The organism is Janthinobacterium sp. C22 (assembly GCF_057919405.1).
In genome coordinates this window covers 1,599,830-1,615,211 of record NZ_CP193659.1, presented here as the reverse complement: position 1 = coordinate 1,615,211, position 15,382 = coordinate 1,599,830, and the positions used below count along the sequence as shown (strand labels likewise).

Genomic DNA, 15,382 nt, shown 5'->3' with positions numbered 1-15,382 from the left:
TTCAGGGTATGGATGGAAAGCCCAATCCCCGCGAAGTAAGCGCTAACGCAGGCTGCCCGCGCAGGGTTTCCAGCCAGCATACTTGGTAAAAATGCCAGTCAAAAAACGGCCCCGGATCCGTCTTCCTTCCCGGCGCGATATGCTCGTGGCCACGTACCTGGGACAGCCCGTAGCGCGCCACCAGCGCCGCCGTCAGCAGCGCCAGCACGCGGTATTGCTGCCGCTGAAAGGGGACAAAGTCCGAGCCTTCCATTTCGATACCGATCGAATAGCCATTGCACTGCGGGCGTCCTTCGAACATGGACGCGCCCGCATGCCAGGCACGTTGATCAGTAGAAACATATTGCAACAGCGCGCCATCGCGCCGCACAAAAAGTGCGCCGACACCTGCAAGCCACGCAGGTCGGCGAAAGAAGGATCGGCATTATAATCTACCCGGCCCGTAAACAAGTCCGACACATGCGGCCCGCCGAAGTGGCCGCCCGGCAAGCTGATGTTATGAATCACCAGCAAGTCGACCTGCGCACCGTCCGGGCGCGCATCGTGGTAGGGGAGTCATAGCGCAGCGCGCCGTCGCACCAGCCGTCTTCATCTATCGTCCATGCGCTCATCAAGTAAGGCTTCCTGTATCGTCAATTTCTGCATGCGGTAACGCAACTGGCGCACGCTCAGGCCCAGCTGGCGCGCCGCCCGCGCGCGGTGGTAGCGCGCCTGCACCAGCGCCTGCAGGATCATGTCGCGCTCGGCCTGGCGCAGATACACGTCCAGCGGCAGGATGGGGGCCATGCCATATGCCGCCATGCCGGGCAGGCACAGTTGCCGCTCCGGCAAGTGCGGCGGTGCCGGCGCCGCCCGCAACGGCATACTGCCCGCCGCGGACGGCAAGGCCAGCCCGTCGAGCGCGATCACGCCGCCGTCGGCAAAGGCCAGCGCCCGCTCCAGCACGTTTTCCAGTTCGCGCACATTGCCGGGAAACGCATACGCGGCCAGGGCCGCCAGCACGGGCGGCGCCAGGCTCACGGTCCGGCGTGGCGACAGGCGCGCGAGGATCACCTCACATAATACCTGCAGATCGCCGCGCCGCTCGCGCAGCGGCGGCAGCGCCAGCTCGATCACATTCAGGCGGTAAAACAGGTCCTGGCGGAACGTGCCGGCGGCCACGCCGCGCGCCAGGCCATGCTGGCTGGCGCACAGGATGCGCACGTCGACGGCTTCGTCGGCACTGCCGCCCAGCCTGCGCACGCGGCGCTCCTGCAGCACGCGCAACAGTTTCACCTGCATGGCCAGCGGCAAGTCGTCGACTTCGTCGAGCAGCAGGCTGCCGCCATGGGCCGCCTGGAACAAGCCCTGGCGCTCGTGCAGCGCGCCCGTGTAGGCGCCCGGGCGGCAGCCAAAGAATTCCGCTTCCATCAGCGCTTCGGGAATGGCGCCGCAGTTGACGGCGATAAACGGGAAGCCGGCGCGCGCGCCCTGCGCATGGATGGCGCGCGCCGCCAATTCCTTGCCCGTGCCCGATTCGCCGCGGATGGCCACCGGCGCGCCGCAGCGGGCGATGCGGCTTATCTGCGCGCGCAGCGCCTGCATGGGCAGCGAGTTGCCGCTCAGTTGCGGCGCCGGCGGCATGCAGGCGGCGGTCACGGTCTGCTGGCTGGTGCGGGGACTGGACATGGGAGCGCGCCTTTCTGCAATGGCGGTGGCGAACCGCCTGCTGCAGATGCTACGCCGGACGAATGCCGGAGGCCGTTACGATACGGATGAGCAACGCGCGCCTGCTGGCCTGCCCTTACACGGTGGCGTGCGCGTGGCTGCAGTAATCGTGGCCCTTGGCCTGCACGTTTTCCGAGGCCGGATAGTACACGCCGCAATGGGCGCAGCACAGCATCAGCTCGGCATCGGGCAATTCCTGCGGCCGGCCCGGCGGGGTGAACGGGTTCGGCGGCTGCTGCGCGCGGGCACGCTGCTGCATGCCCCGGATCTTGCTGCGGATAGCAAACAGCACCAGGAACACCAGCGCCAGCCAGAATAAAACACGTGTCATGCGAATCCCCGGTGTAAAACCACTTCCAGTACAAAACGGCTGCCGACATAGGCCAGCAGCAAGGTGGCGAAACCGGCCAAGGTGAAGCTCAGGGCCGTCTTGCCGCGCCAGCCGCGAAAGCGGCGCCCCGCCAGCAGGGCGGCAAACAGCAGCCACGACAGCATGGTAAATACGGATTTATGATCCCAGTTGAGCGCCTTGCCAAATAATTGCTCGGAAAACACAATGCCCGACAGCACGGTCAGGCTGAGCAGGATGAAGCCCAGGCCGATCATGCGGAACAGCAACTTTTCCATCGTCAACAGGGCTGGCAGCTGGTCCAGCGCGCTGCCGATAAAGCCGCGGCTTTCGCTGCGCGTATGCAGCCGCGATTCCTGCAGCGCCATCAGCACGGCATGAAAGGCGGCGATCGTCAAGGTGCTGTAGGCGAGCACGGCCACGGCGATATGCCAGCCGAAGACGGCCGACTTGCCTTCCATGCTGACCTGGCTGCCGGGAAAGGCCCAGGCCAGGCCGATGGCGATGACGGCGCTGGGCATGACCATGCGGCGCAGTCCGTCCAGGCTGAAATTGCGGTTCTCTATCCAGTAGGCGCCCACCGAGACCCATAGCGCGGCCGACAGCATGGCGGAAAAACCGAAGCGCAAGGTGCCCGGCGCCATCAGGTCGAACCACAGGGTGGCGGCGTGCGCCAGCCAGGCGACGCCGGTCAGGCCGGCAATGAGCCGGGCACGGGACGAGGGAAGCACCGCGCACGCCGCGTACAACAGGGCGGCGATGAAAAAGAAATAGATCTGCATAGTTTAAGTTTACACCATAGCCGGCAAGCGCGATTCAAGCGACAGTATGGGCTGTAAGCAATTGCCGCCAGCCGATACCGCAAGCCTGCCATGATATCGCGCCTCGGCCGCGACGGGGTGGCGCACCCTCAAGATTTCGGCAATCTTTCGCGCCGCTACATCTCATATTAGTATGCCGCAAAAAAATGATGGCCCGCTTAAGCGAGCCATCGGGTATTGCCATTATCCGGCTTACTTCACGTTCAGGCTCTTTTTCGCCTGCTCCAGCAAGTCCGTCTTGACCCAGTCCTTGGCCACGGGCGGCTTCGTCATGCGGCCCACGCCCGTTTTCACCATCACGTCCGTGGTGACCTGGATATGTTCTGGCGAGATGTCGTACGAATACGGCGAATTGCTGATCGCGTCATCGAAGTCATCCTTCGTGATCTGGCCGCGGAACACGACCTCACGCACATACTTTTCCGCCGTCGCCTTGTTGTCGATAAAGGTTTTCGTCGCTTCGACGAAGCAGCGCATGAATTTCTCCGCCACGGGACGACGTTCCTTGTAGAACTTTTCCGTCATCACCATGGTCCGCACGGGCTCGCCGATCGGCGTGTCGTACGGTTTGATGACTTCGGTGCCAAAGCCCTTGTTGATCGCCTGCGACGATTGCGGCTCCGACTGCATCATGGCGTCGATATTCTTGCCCATCAGCGCCTGGTTCAAGTCGGCGTAGGCCAGGAATACCAGCTGCACATCCTTGCCCTTGGTTTCGGAATACGTCAGGCCCGCCTGCGACAGTTCGGCCAGCAGCAGCACTTCCTGGATGCCGCCGCGCGTCACGCCCACGCGCTTGCCCTTGAGTTCCTTGACGCTGGCGATCTTTTGCCCCGCGCCCGCCACCAGGCGCGCGCCGCCCTTGGCAAAACCGGCCACCACATAGATCGGCGCGCCGCCGGCGCGGCCGGAAATGGCCGCTTCGGACGCCGTCGCGCCCACGTCCAGCTCGCCCGCGATAATCGCCTGCATCACGTCGAGGCCCTTGGCGAAGATATGCTCTTCGACCTTGATGCCGCACTTGGGCGCGATTTCCTTGATGTACGACACGGCGCCGTAGTGGGCGAATTTCAAGTTACCCAGGCGCACGACTTCCTGCGCCTGCGCCTGCACGGCGCCCATGCCGAACGCCAGCATGAGGGCGGCGGCGATACCGGTCTTCAAGGTTGATTTTTTCTGCATCGGGTTCTCCTGTGGTGGTGGGTATGTGCCTGCAAGGGCATAAAACACGAAACACTGCTTTTTATTATGAGGAGATAGTACCGTGTGTTGAGTCAGGAGCAATCTTTTTTATGGAAAGCCTGCCTTGGCGCTGTTGCAGCAGCGCAAAGACAGGCGAATCCGGGAGCAGCAAGCCCGGCTGCATGAAGCGTTACTGTCCCGCCAGCGCCACCACCGGATCGAGTCCCGATGCCTTGCGCGCCGGCATGAAGCCAAACACCAGCCCCGTCACCACGGCGCAGGCAAAGGCGCCGGCGATGGCGCTGAGCGAAAAGATCACCGGCACGTCCCAGACCAGCAGCAGGCCGGCCACCGTCACGCCGACCACGATGCCGGCCACGCCGCCCACCACCGACACCAGCACGGCTTCGGTGAGGAACTGGCGCAGGATGTCGCGCCGGCGCGCGCCCGTCGCCATGCGGATGCCGATTTCGCGCGTGCGTTCGCGCACCGTCATCAGCATCACGTTCATGACGCCGATGCCGCCCACCACCAGCGAGACGGCGGCGATCAGGCTGAGCATCATGGTCATGTTGTCCTGCGTCTTCGCTTCGGCGGCGATCGACGCGGCCGCATTGCTGATGCCGTAGTCGCGGATGCGGTGGCGCTCGAACATGGTGGCGTCGACCGCCGCCTCCACCTCGGTCACGCGCTTGACGTCGTCCACGGCCATCACCGTGTATGTCGGCTCGCGCTGGCCGAAGACGCGGATGCCGGCCGTGGAAAACGGCAGCAGCAGCACGTCGTCTTCATCCTTCTCGCCCGTCAGCGCGCCCTTCGCGCTCATCACGCCGATCACCTGGAACGGCACGTTGCCGATCAGGATACTCTGCCCCACGGGATTGGCCACGTCGGGCATCAGCTTTTCGGCCAGGTGCGCACCCAGCACGGCCACGGTGGCCATCTCGCGCTCGTCTTCCTCGGTAAAGAAGCCGCCCTTGGCCACGGGCCAGGTCTGGATCTGCGGCAGAGCCGGCCCCGTGCCGCGCACATAGGTCTGCACGTCGAGGTTGCCGTGGCGTATCACCTTGTTGCCCGTGACATTCGGCAGCACGTGGGAAATGCCCGGCACGTCCTTGAGCGCATCGAGGTCGGCCAGGGTGATGCTGCGCCCGGGAATGCGCGAGCTTTCGCCGCGCGACGCCATGTACAGCAGGTTAGAGCCGAACGCGCCCAGTTGCGCCATCACCTGCTGGCGCGTGCCCAGGCCGATGGCCAGCATGACGATCACGGAAGCGACGCCGATGACGATGCCGAGCAGGGTCAAGCCCGTACGGAAGCGGTTGATCCACAGCACGCGCCAGGCGGCGCGCGCCGCGTCGAGCAATTCCGTGCCCAGCGACGCGCCCGTGTCGTGCGCGGCGCGCGACATGTCCAGCGGCGGCAGGGCCGCCGACGTGGCGGGAATGGCGATGGCGCCCGAGTCGGCGACGATTTCGCCGTCGCTGATCTCGATCACGCGGCGCGCCTGGGCCGCCACCTTGCGGTCATGCGTGATCAGGATGATGGTGTGGCCCGCGTCGGCCAGTTCGCCCAGCAGGGCCATGACTTCGGCGCCGCTGCTGCTATCTAACGCCCCCGTCGGTTCATCGGCGAGGATGATGCGCCCGCCATTCATCAGGGCGCGCGCGATCGACACGCGCTGCTGCTGCCCGCCGGACAACTGGTTCGGCCGGTGGTCGAGCCGCTCGCCCAGGCCCAGGCGCTTGAGCAGCGCTTCCGAGCGGGCGTGGCGGGCCGCGGCCGGCATGCCCGCGTACAGGGCCGGCACTTCCACGTTTTCGCGCGCCGATTCGGTGGCGATCAGGTGATAGCCCTGGAAGACGAAGCCGAACGCTTCGCGCCGCAGCCACGCCAGTTCATCGGGATTCAGGCTGGCTACGTCCTGGCCGGCGAAGCGGTAGCTGCCGTCGCTGGGCCGGTCCAGGCAACCGAGCAAATGCATCAGGGTCGATTTGCCGGAACCGGACGCGCCCACGATGGCGACGAATTCGCCGGCGCCGATCGACAGGGTCAAACCGCGCAGCACTTCCACGGCCGGTGCGCCGTCGTGGCCGCCGTAGCGCTTGCGGATGCCGACAAGCTCGATCAGGGGCGCCGGCTGGCCGCCTTCTCCGCTTTGTCCCAGAGAAGCGGCCTCGCTCATCGCGCTCACAGCTGGAACCTGCTGCTGCCGCTGCCGGCCGGCTGCTCGCCCGTGACCAGCAATTCGCCTTCGCGCAAGCCTTGCAGCACTTCCGCGCTGAGGCGGTTGCGCACGCCCACGGTGACGGTGCGCGTATCGACCTTGCCGTCCGCATCCATCACGCGGGCCGTGAACTGCCCCGGTTTGGCGCCTTCCTCCGTCGACGGTTTCAGGGCCGGCAAGGGCACGGCCAGCACATTGTTCGCCGCTGCCGTGACGAACACCACTTGCGCCGTCATCTGCGGCATCAATTCGCCATCGGCGTTATCCACGTCGAACAGCACTGTATACAGGATCACCTTGCTGGTCGACGGCGCCAGGGCCGTGCCGGCGGCGGCACCACCGGGCACCGGCGGGGCCGGCAGCACTTGCCGCACCTTGCCGCTCCAGCGCCGCTGGTCGCCGCCCAGGGTGGTGAAGTACACGGGCATGTCCGGGCGCACGCGGCGCACGTCCGCTTCCGACACTTCCGTCCATACCGTCATGGCCGACAGGTCGGCGATGCGCAGGATGTTTGGCGTCTGGTACGTGGCGTTCAGGGTTTGCCCCTCTTTCGCGTCCAGCCCCACCACCTTGCCGGCCATCGGCGCGTAGATGCGCGTATAGCCGAGGCGCGCCTCGTCCGCCTTCAGGCTGGCCTGGGTCTGGGCGATCTGCGCCTTCAGATGGTCGATCTTGGCGCCGGCCGAGGCCAAGGTGGCTTCGGCCGTCTCCAGATCGGCCAGCGGCGTGGAGTCAAACTTGGCCATCTGCTTCTGGCGCACGTGCTGCTGGCCCGCCAGGCGGTGCTGCGCCTGCTGGTCGGCCAGTTGCGCGCGCAAGCCCGCCAGCGCGGCGCGGCCCGCGTCGACCGTGGCCTGCTGCACGCTGGGGTCGATCTCGGCCAGCAACTGGCCCTTTTCCACGGCGCTGCCCGGCTGCACGTGCAGGCGCGTGATCTGGCCCGACACCTGCGCGCCCACATCGACATAGGTTTGCGGCTGCAGGGTGCCGATGGCCGTGACGCTGGCCTCGATATTGCCGCGCTTGACGGGCGCCGTGTCGAACACGGTGGCCGGGCCGCGCGTGGCCCACAGTGCACCGGCGCCAAACAGCGCCAGCAAGACCACGCCGCCGAGGATGCGGGCGCGGCGCGAAGGCAGGCGGGCCGCCATCAGGAAGCCGCCTTGCGGTTGCAGATACAGTAAATCGGTGTCGCCAAACGTGAAAAATACATCGGTCTATCCTTGAAAATAGCGGTGGACATCACCGCAGGAACGTCACAAGACCTGCCAGCGCGGCGACGGCTGCCAGCAGGGAACTACGCAACAGCAAGCGGGGGGCATACGGCAGCAGCAGGGCCACCAGCAGCGCGCCGGCCGATATGAAACCCAGCCAGGCGACGACGCCGACGGTGGCGCTCCAGCCGGCCACGCAAGGCCAGATGGCCAGCGCCAACAGGACGGCTCCCGCCAGCTGCAGCGCGCGCCGCACGTTGGGCGCCGCGTCCCTGCCCCAGACCTGGCCATGGTGGCGGTCCATCGCCAGCGAGAGGCTGGCCATGCCCGCATATGACAGGCCCAGCGCGCACAGGATGGCGTTAATCATGACTGTCCCTCCGTATTGACTCGCAGGCTGGCCGACGGTGCTTCCTTGGCTACCGCCTTCTTGAGCGGTTTTTCCTTGCGCTTGTGGACTTTCCACGCGCCCCAGCCGGCCAGCAGGCCGAAGGCCATGCTGCCCAGTTCCACGCCGGCGCTTTCCCAGTCGCCGCGCGCGATTTGCGCCGCCAGGTTGTCGCCCGTGCTCAGGACATTGAGCACCGGCAGCAGCAGGCACAGGGCGGCCAGCAAACACAGTTGCTCGATCCACGCGCGCTTTTCCGCGCGCACGCAGGCGTGCACCAGCATCAGGAACCACACGCCGAAGAAGGCGCGCACTTCCCAGCCGGCGCGGTGCTCGATGCCGACGGGGATCAAACGATTGGCCCACAGGAAACCCACGCAGGCGATGGACAGGCCGGCGATCGCCGCCACGTTCAGGCAGGCGATGACGCGGTAGACGCGCTGCGTATAGGCGCCGAACTCGCCGCCGGACTTCTGGCGGCGCTTGACCATGAACAGGATGGCGCCCGTGCCCATCATGGCTGTGCCGGCCAGGCCGCAAAAGAAGTACAGCCAGCGCATCGGCGTGCCGCCGAAACCCACCATATGCAGGTTCGACATGACGGAGCGCGTCAGGCCCGCGCCGCCCGTGTCGGACGCGCCGGGCAGGCGCAAGGCGGTCTGCTCTCCCGTGGCCAGCGCATAACAGGCCCTGCCCGTGTTGGCGCTGAGGCGCTCCATCGTGTCCGTCTCTTCGTTCCAGCCGTACATGCACACGCGCATGGAGGCGTCGTTCGGATTGTCCAGCACCACGGCGCGGATTTCCTGGCCGATGGCCTGTTCGGCGCGCAGCGCAAACGATTCCAGCGCGGGAATGGCCAGCGGCTGGCCCGTTTTCACGGGTTTGCCCGCATCGTTCCAGTCTGCCAGGAAGGCTTTCTTGGGATTGTCCATGCCGTATTGCGCCGCCACGGGGGCCGGCACATAGTCATCGCTGAAGAATGCCAGCCCCGTGTAGGCGATCATGAACTGGAACGGCAAGGTCAGCACGGCCACCGCGTTGTGCGCGTCCAGCCACGAACGCTGGCCCTTGGCCGGGCGGAAGGTGAAGAAATCCTTGAAGATGCGCTTGTGCGTGATGACGCCGCTCACCAGCGCCACCAGCATGATCATGGTGGTGATGGCGACGATCCAGACGCCGATGCGTCCCGCGTGCAGCTCGTAGTGGAAATCGACGAAATGGTGGCCGCCGATGGTTTCCCGCTCCGTTGCCTCGCGCGCATGCTCAATGACGGCGCCCGTCAGCGGATCGAGATCCGCCGAGCCATAGCCGCCGCTGGGCTGGAACCAGTAGGCGGACAGGCCGTGGCCGGGGCGCTGCACGGGCCAGATTTCCCACATGTCCGCCTTCGGGTGCTCCTTCGCCATGAAGTCGAGCGCCAGTTCCAGGCGGTGCGCGCGGTCCGTGACCTTGGGCAGCGGCGGATCGTTCGCATGCGCCGCTTCTTCCAGTGCGTGTTCGGGCGTCATCCAGTGGCCGATCGGGTCGTCGAAGACGGCCAGGGTGCCGGTCAGGAAGATGGCGAACAGCAGCCAGGAAATCCACAGGCCGCTCCAGGTATGCAGCCAGGCCATGGCCTGGCGCAGGCCACCCTGTTGCGGCGTTTTCACCACTTTGTCTACCTTGACGGCGTTCATGCGGCACCCCGCGACAGCAGCAGGCCGATGCCGCCGCAGGCGATGGCCGGCAGCAGCATGCCGAGCCAGGCGCGGCGCAGGTCTTGCACGGCAAAGACCCAGATCACGGCGCAGGTGTAGACGACAAAGGCGCTCAGGGTGGCCGTCAGCACGGCTTCGGGGCGCGACAGCGGCAGCACGGCCGCCAGCAGCACGGCCACGCCGGACGTCAGCGCATAGCCGCCAAAAACGGCGGCAAGCACGCGCGAAAACAACATCATGTGGGCCGATTTCATCATCGCGGCGCTCCCTGCAGCACCAGCGTGGTCACGCCATCGCGGGCCAGGTTCAACTGCACATCCATAAGCCATGCATCCTTCATCAAGATAGGTCATTCAAAAGTGATTGTTTACAGTTTGTAGTTCAAGGTCAGCATCAGGTTGCGCGGCGTGCCCACCAGGTTGCCGAAGACATCGGAATAGATGCTCTGGTAATAGTGCTTGTCGAGCGCATTGTTGACGTTCAGGCGCAGCTCGGTGCGGCTGTCGATCTGCCAGGCCGCGTTCAGGCCCACGATCGCATAGCGGCCCTGGCGCAGATGGTAGGTGCCGTCGCTCGAGTCGGTCGCGCCCTGCCCGTACACCGACGCGCCCACGCGCCAGCCCTGCGCCGCGCCGGACAGACGGTAGCTGGTGGCCAGCTTGAGCTGCTGGCGCGGATAGCGGCTATTAAAGTCCTTGCCGATATTGGCCGGATCGCTGTCGCGCGTGAATTGCGCCTTCACATAGGTGTAGCCGGCCGACAACTGCCAGTCGGGCGTCAGCGCGCCCGCCACGTCCAGCTCCACGCCTTCGCTGCGCACTTCGCCCGACGCGCGCTGGCAATAGCCCCAGGTGCTGCCGGGGCAGGGATTCGGACCGGCCAGGTCGTCCACGCCGCGGTTCTGCTGGCGGATCTGGAACACGGCCGCGCTGGCATTGAGGGCGCCGCCGAAGTATTCGCCCTTCACGCCCGCTTCATAGTTGGTGCCGCTGATCGGCTTCAATGGCTGCGCATTGGCATCGGTGGACGCCTGCGGCTGGAAGATCTCGGTCCAGCTGGCGTACACGGAATGCTGCTTGTCGAGGTCATACACGACACCGGCGTACGGCGTGAATTCGCGCGCCACCGAGTAGCCGGCATCGTCCTTGTACCAGCTCACGCGCCCGCCCAGCACCAGCGACAGCGGGTCGGCCAGGCGCAGGCGCGTGCCCGCATAGACGCCGCTTTGCTCGGTGATGCTGGCCGTGCGCCACTGCGCGTAGTTGATGACGGGGCGCGCCACGCTGCCCGCATCCCAGTTGTACGGGTCGAGCACGGGCGCGGCCGCGCCCCAGCTGTACGGGGCCCAGCCGCCATAGCTGTTTTTCGAGGAACGGCGGTGGCTGGCGCCGACGGTCAGCTCGTGCTCGCGGCCGAACAGGTTGTAGCCGCCGCTGGCATACGCGTCATAACTGGTGTTGGCCAGTTCGGCGCGGTAGCTTTGCGAATTGAAGCGCAGGGTGTCGCCGCGGCGGTTGATGCCGGAAAACGTCGTGTCGATCTCGGGCGTCTTGCGCGTGGCAGACAGCCTGGCCTTCCAGCCGTTGCCGAAGCGGTGTTCCAGTTCGGCGAAGACGGTTTTATCGGTCTGGCGCCACGCATCAAAATCGGTACCCAGGTAGGTGGAACGGGGCAAATTCAAAAAGCGGCCGTCGGCGGCCGTCACCACGCCCGTCGTCACGCCGTCGTTATCGGTCTTGCGGTAGTGGGCGCCCACCGTCAGCGTGGTATCGGGACGCAGGTCGGCCTCGATGACGCCGTACAGCTGGTGGTTGCGGCCATGCAGCACGTCGACAAAATCCTTCTTGTCCTGCACCGTGACGACGATGCGCCCGCGCAGGGTCTTCGCTGCGTTGAGCGCGTTGGCCGCATCGGCTTCCAGGCGGTAGTTGCTCCAGCTGCCGATGCTGGCCGAGAACGCGGCTTGCGGCGTGGCCGTCGGGCGCTTGCGCACCATGTTGATGGCCGCGCCGGGCGTGCCGCTGCCCGTGGTCAGGCCCGTGGCGCCGCGCACCACCTCGATGCGGTCGTAGATGGCCAGGTCGTCGTTGTCGCCATTGAAAGTGCCATTCGCGCCCAGGCTGGTGGGCAAGCCGTCGAGCAGGATGTTATCGACTGGAAAGCCGCGCGCGCTGAAACTGCCCGAATCGCCCGTAAAGTTGCCCTTTTGCATGACCAGACCCGTGATCGACTGCACGGCGTCGTCCAGGGTCGTGATGCCCAGGTCATCGATCTGCTGGCGCGTCAGCACGCTGACCGACTGCGGCGTCTCGCGCAGCGACAGGTTCAGCTTGGTTGCCGTATTGCTCACGCCCGTCGTATAGGAGCCGCTGCCTTCCGTCGTCGCATCGCGCCCCGCCGTGACGGACACGCCGAGCATGGTCTGCTCGGTCGCGGGAACGACAGGCGCGGCCTGCTGCGCCAGCGCCGGCAGGCCGGCGGCCAGACACAGGGCCGTCACGGCCAGCGCCAGCGGATGCCGCTGGGGACGATGCGATACGAAATTGACAAGATGCGAAACCTGTTGCATAAAAGATCCTGAAAAGTGGCGTCATGAGACGGTGAAAAACAGGCGCCCTACCTTGTAGGTGCCGCAAGACTGCAAAACGGGCAGCCGGATGGAAAAATATTTTTATCGAACGCTACGGCGCCGGCTCGACGCTGACCCAATAGCGCGTGCGGCTGCGGACCTGCACTGGCAGCGAGTTGGGCAGCATGTTCAAAATACGCTGGGTATCGGCCAGCGGGAACACGCCCGACAGGCGCAGCTGTGCCACTGCCGGCGCGCAGTCGATCACGCCGGGGCGGTAGCGGGCCAGGTCGGCCAGGAAATCGCCCAGGGTCACGTCGTCGACGATCAGCTGCCCGCGCGACCAGGCATGCGCATGCGCGCCGACGGCATGCGGCGCATCCGGCGCCTGGCGGGAAAAGGCCACGCCGCGCCCGGCCGCCAGCAGCAAGGGCGCGCCGCCGTCGCGGGGGCGGATTTCAACGGCGCTTTCCAACACGTCCACCGTGCTGTAGTCATCTTGCTGGCGCACGGTAAAGCGCGTTCCCAGCGCGCGCACCAGGCCTTCGCGCGTGGCCACCACCAAAGGTGCGGCGCTGCCGGCGCCGTGGCCGCTGGTGACGAGGATCTCGCCGGCCAGCAGTTCGATCAGGCGGCGGCTGGCGTCGAAACGCACGTTGACTGCCGATCCCGTATTCAGGCTGAGCACGCTGCCATCGTCCAGCACCACCTCGCGCCTCTCGCCCGTGGCCGTGCGGTAGTCGGCGCGCAGGGCGCGCATATCATCCCAGGCGCCCGTCTGCGCGGCCAGCATGCCGCCGCCGGCCGCCACGCCCAGCCACGCCAGCACCTGGCGCCGTTTGCCGTTGACGGCTTTGCGCTGCGTGCCGGCCAGCGCCTGCGCGGCCGCGCCGCGGTGCAAGCCGTTGAAGCGCCGCGACACCGCTTCGATATGCCGCCAGGCCCGTTCATGTTCCGGGTCGGCGGCGCGCCAGCGCTGCCAGGCGGCGTATTCCGCTTCACTGGCCTCACTAGACATCAGCACGGTCAGCCACTCGGCCGCCTGCTGCTGCACCTCCTCGCGGATGGCTGGCGGTGCCGCCGGCTCTGCCAACTTGCTCATGCCGGCAGCGAGAAAAACACCTGGCGGTTGGCGCGCGTCAGGTATTGCTTGACCGAGCTGGCCGATACGTTCAGGCGCGCGGCGATCTCGGCATAGCTGAGGCCTTCCAGCTGCGCCAGCAAGAACGCCGCGCGTACGGGTGCGGGCAAGCCGTCGAGGGCCTGGTCGATTTCCTGCAAGGCTTCCAGCGCCAGCAGCCGCTCCTCGGGCGCGGGCGCCGTCTCGGGCGGCAGGCAAGCGAGCGCTTCCAGATAAGCGTCCTCCAGCACTTGGCGGCGGTAGCGGTGCGCCACCAGGCGGCGCGCGACGGTGGCGAGAAAAGGCCGCGCTTCGCGGATCTGCGGCGCGGAAGCGGCCGTCAACACGCTGATGAAGGTGTCTTGCGCCAGGTCCGCCGCGTCGCCCGCATTGCCCAGCTTATGCCGCAGCCAGCCCTGCAGCCAGCCGTGATGGCTGCTGTAGAGCGCGTGCAGGTCTTGTTGCTGGGCAAAATCGGCGGCCGACATGGCATCCCTTTCCGGTCTGGCGCGGCGCGCCCACGAATGTAAATAAGAATTATTCTCATTTTAACCGTGTTTTTGACTTTCATGCAATCGTGGCATTGGCAGAAATACCAACTCATTCAAAAGCCGGCCAACCGCCAGGCGCTGCTGCGCGGGACCGCCAGCCACCCGCGATAAGGTAAAATGACGGCCATCGTCCGGCTTGCGCCGCCCACTCCCAAGCTTTTCATTGCAGGTTCATCATGCTAGATAATCTCACCCAACGGCTTGCCAAAGTCGTCAAGACCATGCGCGGCGAGGCGCGCCTGACCGAAGCGAACACCGCCGACATGCTGCGCGAAGTGCGCCTGGCGCTGCTCGAAGCCGACGTCGCCCTGCCCGCCGTGCGCGAATTCATCGCCAAAGTCAAAGAAAAAGCCATGGGCGAGGATGTCATTTCCTCGCTCACGCCAGGCCAGGCCCTGGTGGGCGTGGTGCAGCGCGAGCTGGCCGCCCTGATGGGCGCCGACCTGGGACCGGAAGCGTCGCAGATCAGCTTTGCGCAGCAGCCGCCCGCCATCATCCTGATGGCCGGTCTGCAGGGTGTGGGTAAAACCACCACCGTCGGCAAGCTGGCGAAGTACCTGAAGGAAGAAAAGAAGAAGAAAGTGCTGACCGTCTCGGCCGACGTCTACCGCCCTGCCGCGATCGCCCAGCTGCAATCGGTCACCGCCCAGGTAGGCGCCGACTTCTTCCCGTCCGCCAGCACGGACAAGCCGGTCGATATCGCCCTGGCCGCGCTGGACTGGGCGAAAAAGCACTACCACGACGTGCTGATCATCGATACGGCGGGCCGCCTCGGTATCGACGAAGAGATGATGCGCGAAATCGCCGCCGTCCACGGCGCCGTGAAGCCGATCGAAACCCTGTTCGTCGTCGACGCCATGCTGGGCCAGGACGCCATCAACACGGCCAAGGCCTTCAACGACGCGCTGCCGCTGACCGGTATCGTGCTGACCAAGCTCGACGGCGACGCGCGCGGCGGTGCGGCCCTGTCCGTGCGCCACATCACGGGCAAGCCGATCAAGTTTGCCGGTGTCTCGGAAAAACTCGACGGCCTGGAAGCGTTCGACCCGACCCGCATGGCCAACCGCATCCTGGGCATGGGCGACATCCTCGCCCTGGTGGAAGAAGCGCGCAAGGGCGTCGACAGCAAGGCGGCGGCGGACCTGGCGCAAAAGATCAAGGTGGGCGGCAAGTTCGACATGAACGACTTCAAGGCGCAGCTGGGCCAGATGAAGAAAATGGGCGGCATGGCCAACCTGATGGACAAGCTGCCGGCCCAGTTCCAGCAGGCGGCAGGCGGCAAGAACATGGATCAGGCGGACAAGCAGGTGCGCCGCATGTGCGGCATCATCGACTCGATGACGCCGCAGGAACGCGCCAAGCCTGAACTGATCAAGGCCACGCGCAAGCGCCGCATCGCCGCCGGCGCCGGCGTGCAGGTGCAGGAAGTGAACCGCATGCTGACGCAATTCGAGCAAATGCAGACGATGATGAAGAAATTGTCGGGCGGCGGCATGATGAAGATGATGCGTTCCATGAAGGGCATGATGCCTGGCATGAGGTAGTAGAAGGCTTCAA

At 65.9% G+C, this 15,382-nt stretch carries 13 protein-coding genes and 1 pseudogene; 1 reads left to right on the top strand and 13 read right to left on the bottom strand.

What is annotated here, in order from left to right:
- Window position 1: 1 nt before the first annotated feature.
- The 13 genes and pseudogenes from ampD to ACRHIG_RS07360 form a co-directional block, all read right to left on the bottom strand.
- A pseudogene (gene ampD, locus ACRHIG_RS07420) lies at window positions 2-611 on the bottom strand (1,6-anhydro-N-acetylmuramyl-L-alanine amidase AmpD).
- Window positions 589-1,668, bottom strand: a complete 1,080-nt coding sequence (locus ACRHIG_RS07415) for a sigma 54-interacting transcriptional regulator (RefSeq protein ID WP_489629793.1) — start codon at window positions 1,666-1,668, stop codon at window positions 589-591. The pseudogene ampD and the gene ACRHIG_RS07415 overlap by 23 nt, the downstream one beginning before the upstream one ends.
- 115 nt (window positions 1,669-1,783) lie before the next feature.
- A complete protein-coding gene (locus tag ACRHIG_RS07410; protein ID WP_436541211.1) occupies window positions 1,784-2,038 on the bottom strand; it encodes a PP0621 family protein in 255 nt (84 codons plus the stop codon).
- On the bottom strand, window positions 2,035-2,838 hold the full coding sequence (locus ACRHIG_RS07405; protein ID WP_070218587.1) for a cytochrome C assembly family protein: 804 nt from the start codon (window positions 2,836-2,838) through the stop codon (window positions 2,035-2,037). Before ACRHIG_RS07405 ends, ACRHIG_RS07410 begins: the two co-directional genes overlap by 4 nt.
- 231 nt (window positions 2,839-3,069) lie before the next feature.
- Window positions 3,070-4,059 carry an ABC transporter substrate-binding protein gene (locus ACRHIG_RS07400; RefSeq protein ID WP_489629792.1) on the bottom strand — a complete coding sequence of 330 codons (990 nt, stop codon included), beginning with the start codon at window positions 4,057-4,059 and terminating at the stop codon, window positions 3,070-3,072.
- A 190-nt stretch (window positions 4,060-4,249) separates the two neighbouring features.
- Complete coding sequence (locus ACRHIG_RS07395; RefSeq protein WP_475416162.1) at window positions 4,250-6,244, bottom strand: MacB family efflux pump subunit; 1,995 nt, start codon at window positions 6,242-6,244, stop codon at window positions 4,250-4,252.
- Between the two features lie 5 nt (window positions 6,245-6,249).
- Complete coding sequence (locus ACRHIG_RS07390; RefSeq protein WP_489629791.1) at window positions 6,250-7,437, bottom strand: efflux RND transporter periplasmic adaptor subunit; 1,188 nt, start codon at window positions 7,435-7,437, stop codon at window positions 6,250-6,252.
- A 91-nt stretch (window positions 7,438-7,528) separates the two neighbouring features.
- Entirely contained in the window at window positions 7,529-7,870 is a 342-nt protein-coding gene (locus ACRHIG_RS07385) for a DUF3325 domain-containing protein (RefSeq protein ID WP_475416095.1), read from the bottom strand.
- Window positions 7,867-9,564: a PepSY-associated TM helix domain-containing protein gene (locus ACRHIG_RS07380; protein WP_475416094.1), complete on the bottom strand. Its 1,698-nt coding sequence runs from the start codon at window positions 9,562-9,564 to the stop codon at window positions 7,867-7,869. Before ACRHIG_RS07380 ends, ACRHIG_RS07385 begins: the two co-directional genes overlap by 4 nt.
- Window positions 9,561-9,842, bottom strand: coding sequence for a hypothetical protein (locus ACRHIG_RS07375; protein WP_475416093.1), 282 nt, complete (start codon window positions 9,840-9,842; stop codon window positions 9,561-9,563). The genes ACRHIG_RS07380 and ACRHIG_RS07375 overlap by 4 nt, the downstream gene beginning before the upstream one ends.
- A gap of 110 nt (window positions 9,843-9,952) precedes the next feature.
- On the bottom strand, window positions 9,953-12,154 hold the full coding sequence (locus ACRHIG_RS07370) for a TonB-dependent siderophore receptor (protein WP_489629790.1): 2,202 nt from the start codon (window positions 12,152-12,154) through the stop codon (window positions 9,953-9,955).
- Between the two features lie 112 nt (window positions 12,155-12,266).
- Window positions 12,267-13,256 carry a FecR domain-containing protein gene (locus ACRHIG_RS07365; protein WP_475416091.1) on the bottom strand — a complete coding sequence of 330 codons (990 nt, stop codon included), beginning with the start codon at window positions 13,254-13,256 and terminating at the stop codon, window positions 12,267-12,269.
- Window positions 13,253-13,762 carry a sigma-70 family RNA polymerase sigma factor gene (locus ACRHIG_RS07360; protein WP_475416090.1) on the bottom strand — a complete coding sequence of 170 codons (510 nt, stop codon included), beginning with the start codon at window positions 13,760-13,762 and terminating at the stop codon, window positions 13,253-13,255. Before ACRHIG_RS07360 ends, ACRHIG_RS07365 begins: the two co-directional genes overlap by 4 nt.
- 239 nt (window positions 13,763-14,001) lie before the next feature.
- Between ACRHIG_RS07360 and ffh the strand changes: the two genes are divergently transcribed.
- Window positions 14,002-15,369, top strand: a complete 1,368-nt coding sequence (ffh, locus tag ACRHIG_RS07355) for a signal recognition particle protein (protein WP_099401615.1) — start codon at window positions 14,002-14,004, stop codon at window positions 15,367-15,369.
- Window positions 15,370-15,382 lie beyond the last annotated feature (13 nt).

Excerpts from the sequence above, each read along its gene's own strand:
- ACRHIG_RS07370 (WP_489629790.1), bottom strand. The coding sequence starts at position 12,154 with ATGCAACAGGTTTCGCATCTTGTCAATTTCGTATCGCATCGTCCCCAG.
- ACRHIG_RS07375 (WP_475416093.1), bottom strand. The coding sequence starts at position 9,842 with ATGATGAAATCGGCCCACATGATGTTGTTTTCGCGCGTGCTTGCCGCC.
- ffh (WP_099401615.1), top strand. The coding sequence starts at position 14,002 with ATGCTAGATAATCTCACCCAACGGCTTGCCAAAGTCGTCAAGACCATG.
- ACRHIG_RS07360 (WP_475416090.1), bottom strand. The coding sequence starts at position 13,762 with ATGTCGGCCGCCGATTTTGCCCAGCAACAAGACCTGCACGCGCTCTAC.
- ACRHIG_RS07415 (WP_489629793.1), bottom strand. The coding sequence starts at position 1,668 with ATGTCCAGTCCCCGCACCAGCCAGCAGACCGTGACCGCCGCCTGCATG.
- ACRHIG_RS07395 (WP_475416162.1), bottom strand. The coding sequence starts at position 6,244 with ATGAGCGAGGCCGCTTCTCTGGGACAAAGCGGAGAAGGCGGCCAGCCG.
- ACRHIG_RS07390 (WP_489629791.1), bottom strand. The coding sequence starts at position 7,437 with ATGGCGGCCCGCCTGCCTTCGCGCCGCGCCCGCATCCTCGGCGGCGTG.
- ACRHIG_RS07385 (WP_475416095.1), bottom strand. The coding sequence starts at position 7,870 with ATGATTAACGCCATCCTGTGCGCGCTGGGCCTGTCATATGCGGGCATG.
- ACRHIG_RS07365 (WP_475416091.1), bottom strand. The coding sequence starts at position 13,256 with ATGAGCAAGTTGGCAGAGCCGGCGGCACCGCCAGCCATCCGCGAGGAG.
- ACRHIG_RS07400 (WP_489629792.1), bottom strand. The coding sequence starts at position 4,059 with ATGCAGAAAAAATCAACCTTGAAGACCGGTATCGCCGCCGCCCTCATG.
- ACRHIG_RS07410 (WP_436541211.1), bottom strand. The coding sequence starts at position 2,038 with ATGACACGTGTTTTATTCTGGCTGGCGCTGGTGTTCCTGGTGCTGTTT.
- ACRHIG_RS07380 (WP_475416094.1), bottom strand. The coding sequence starts at position 9,564 with ATGAACGCCGTCAAGGTAGACAAAGTGGTGAAAACGCCGCAACAGGGT.
- ACRHIG_RS07405 (WP_070218587.1), bottom strand. The coding sequence starts at position 2,838 with ATGCAGATCTATTTCTTTTTCATCGCCGCCCTGTTGTACGCGGCGTGC.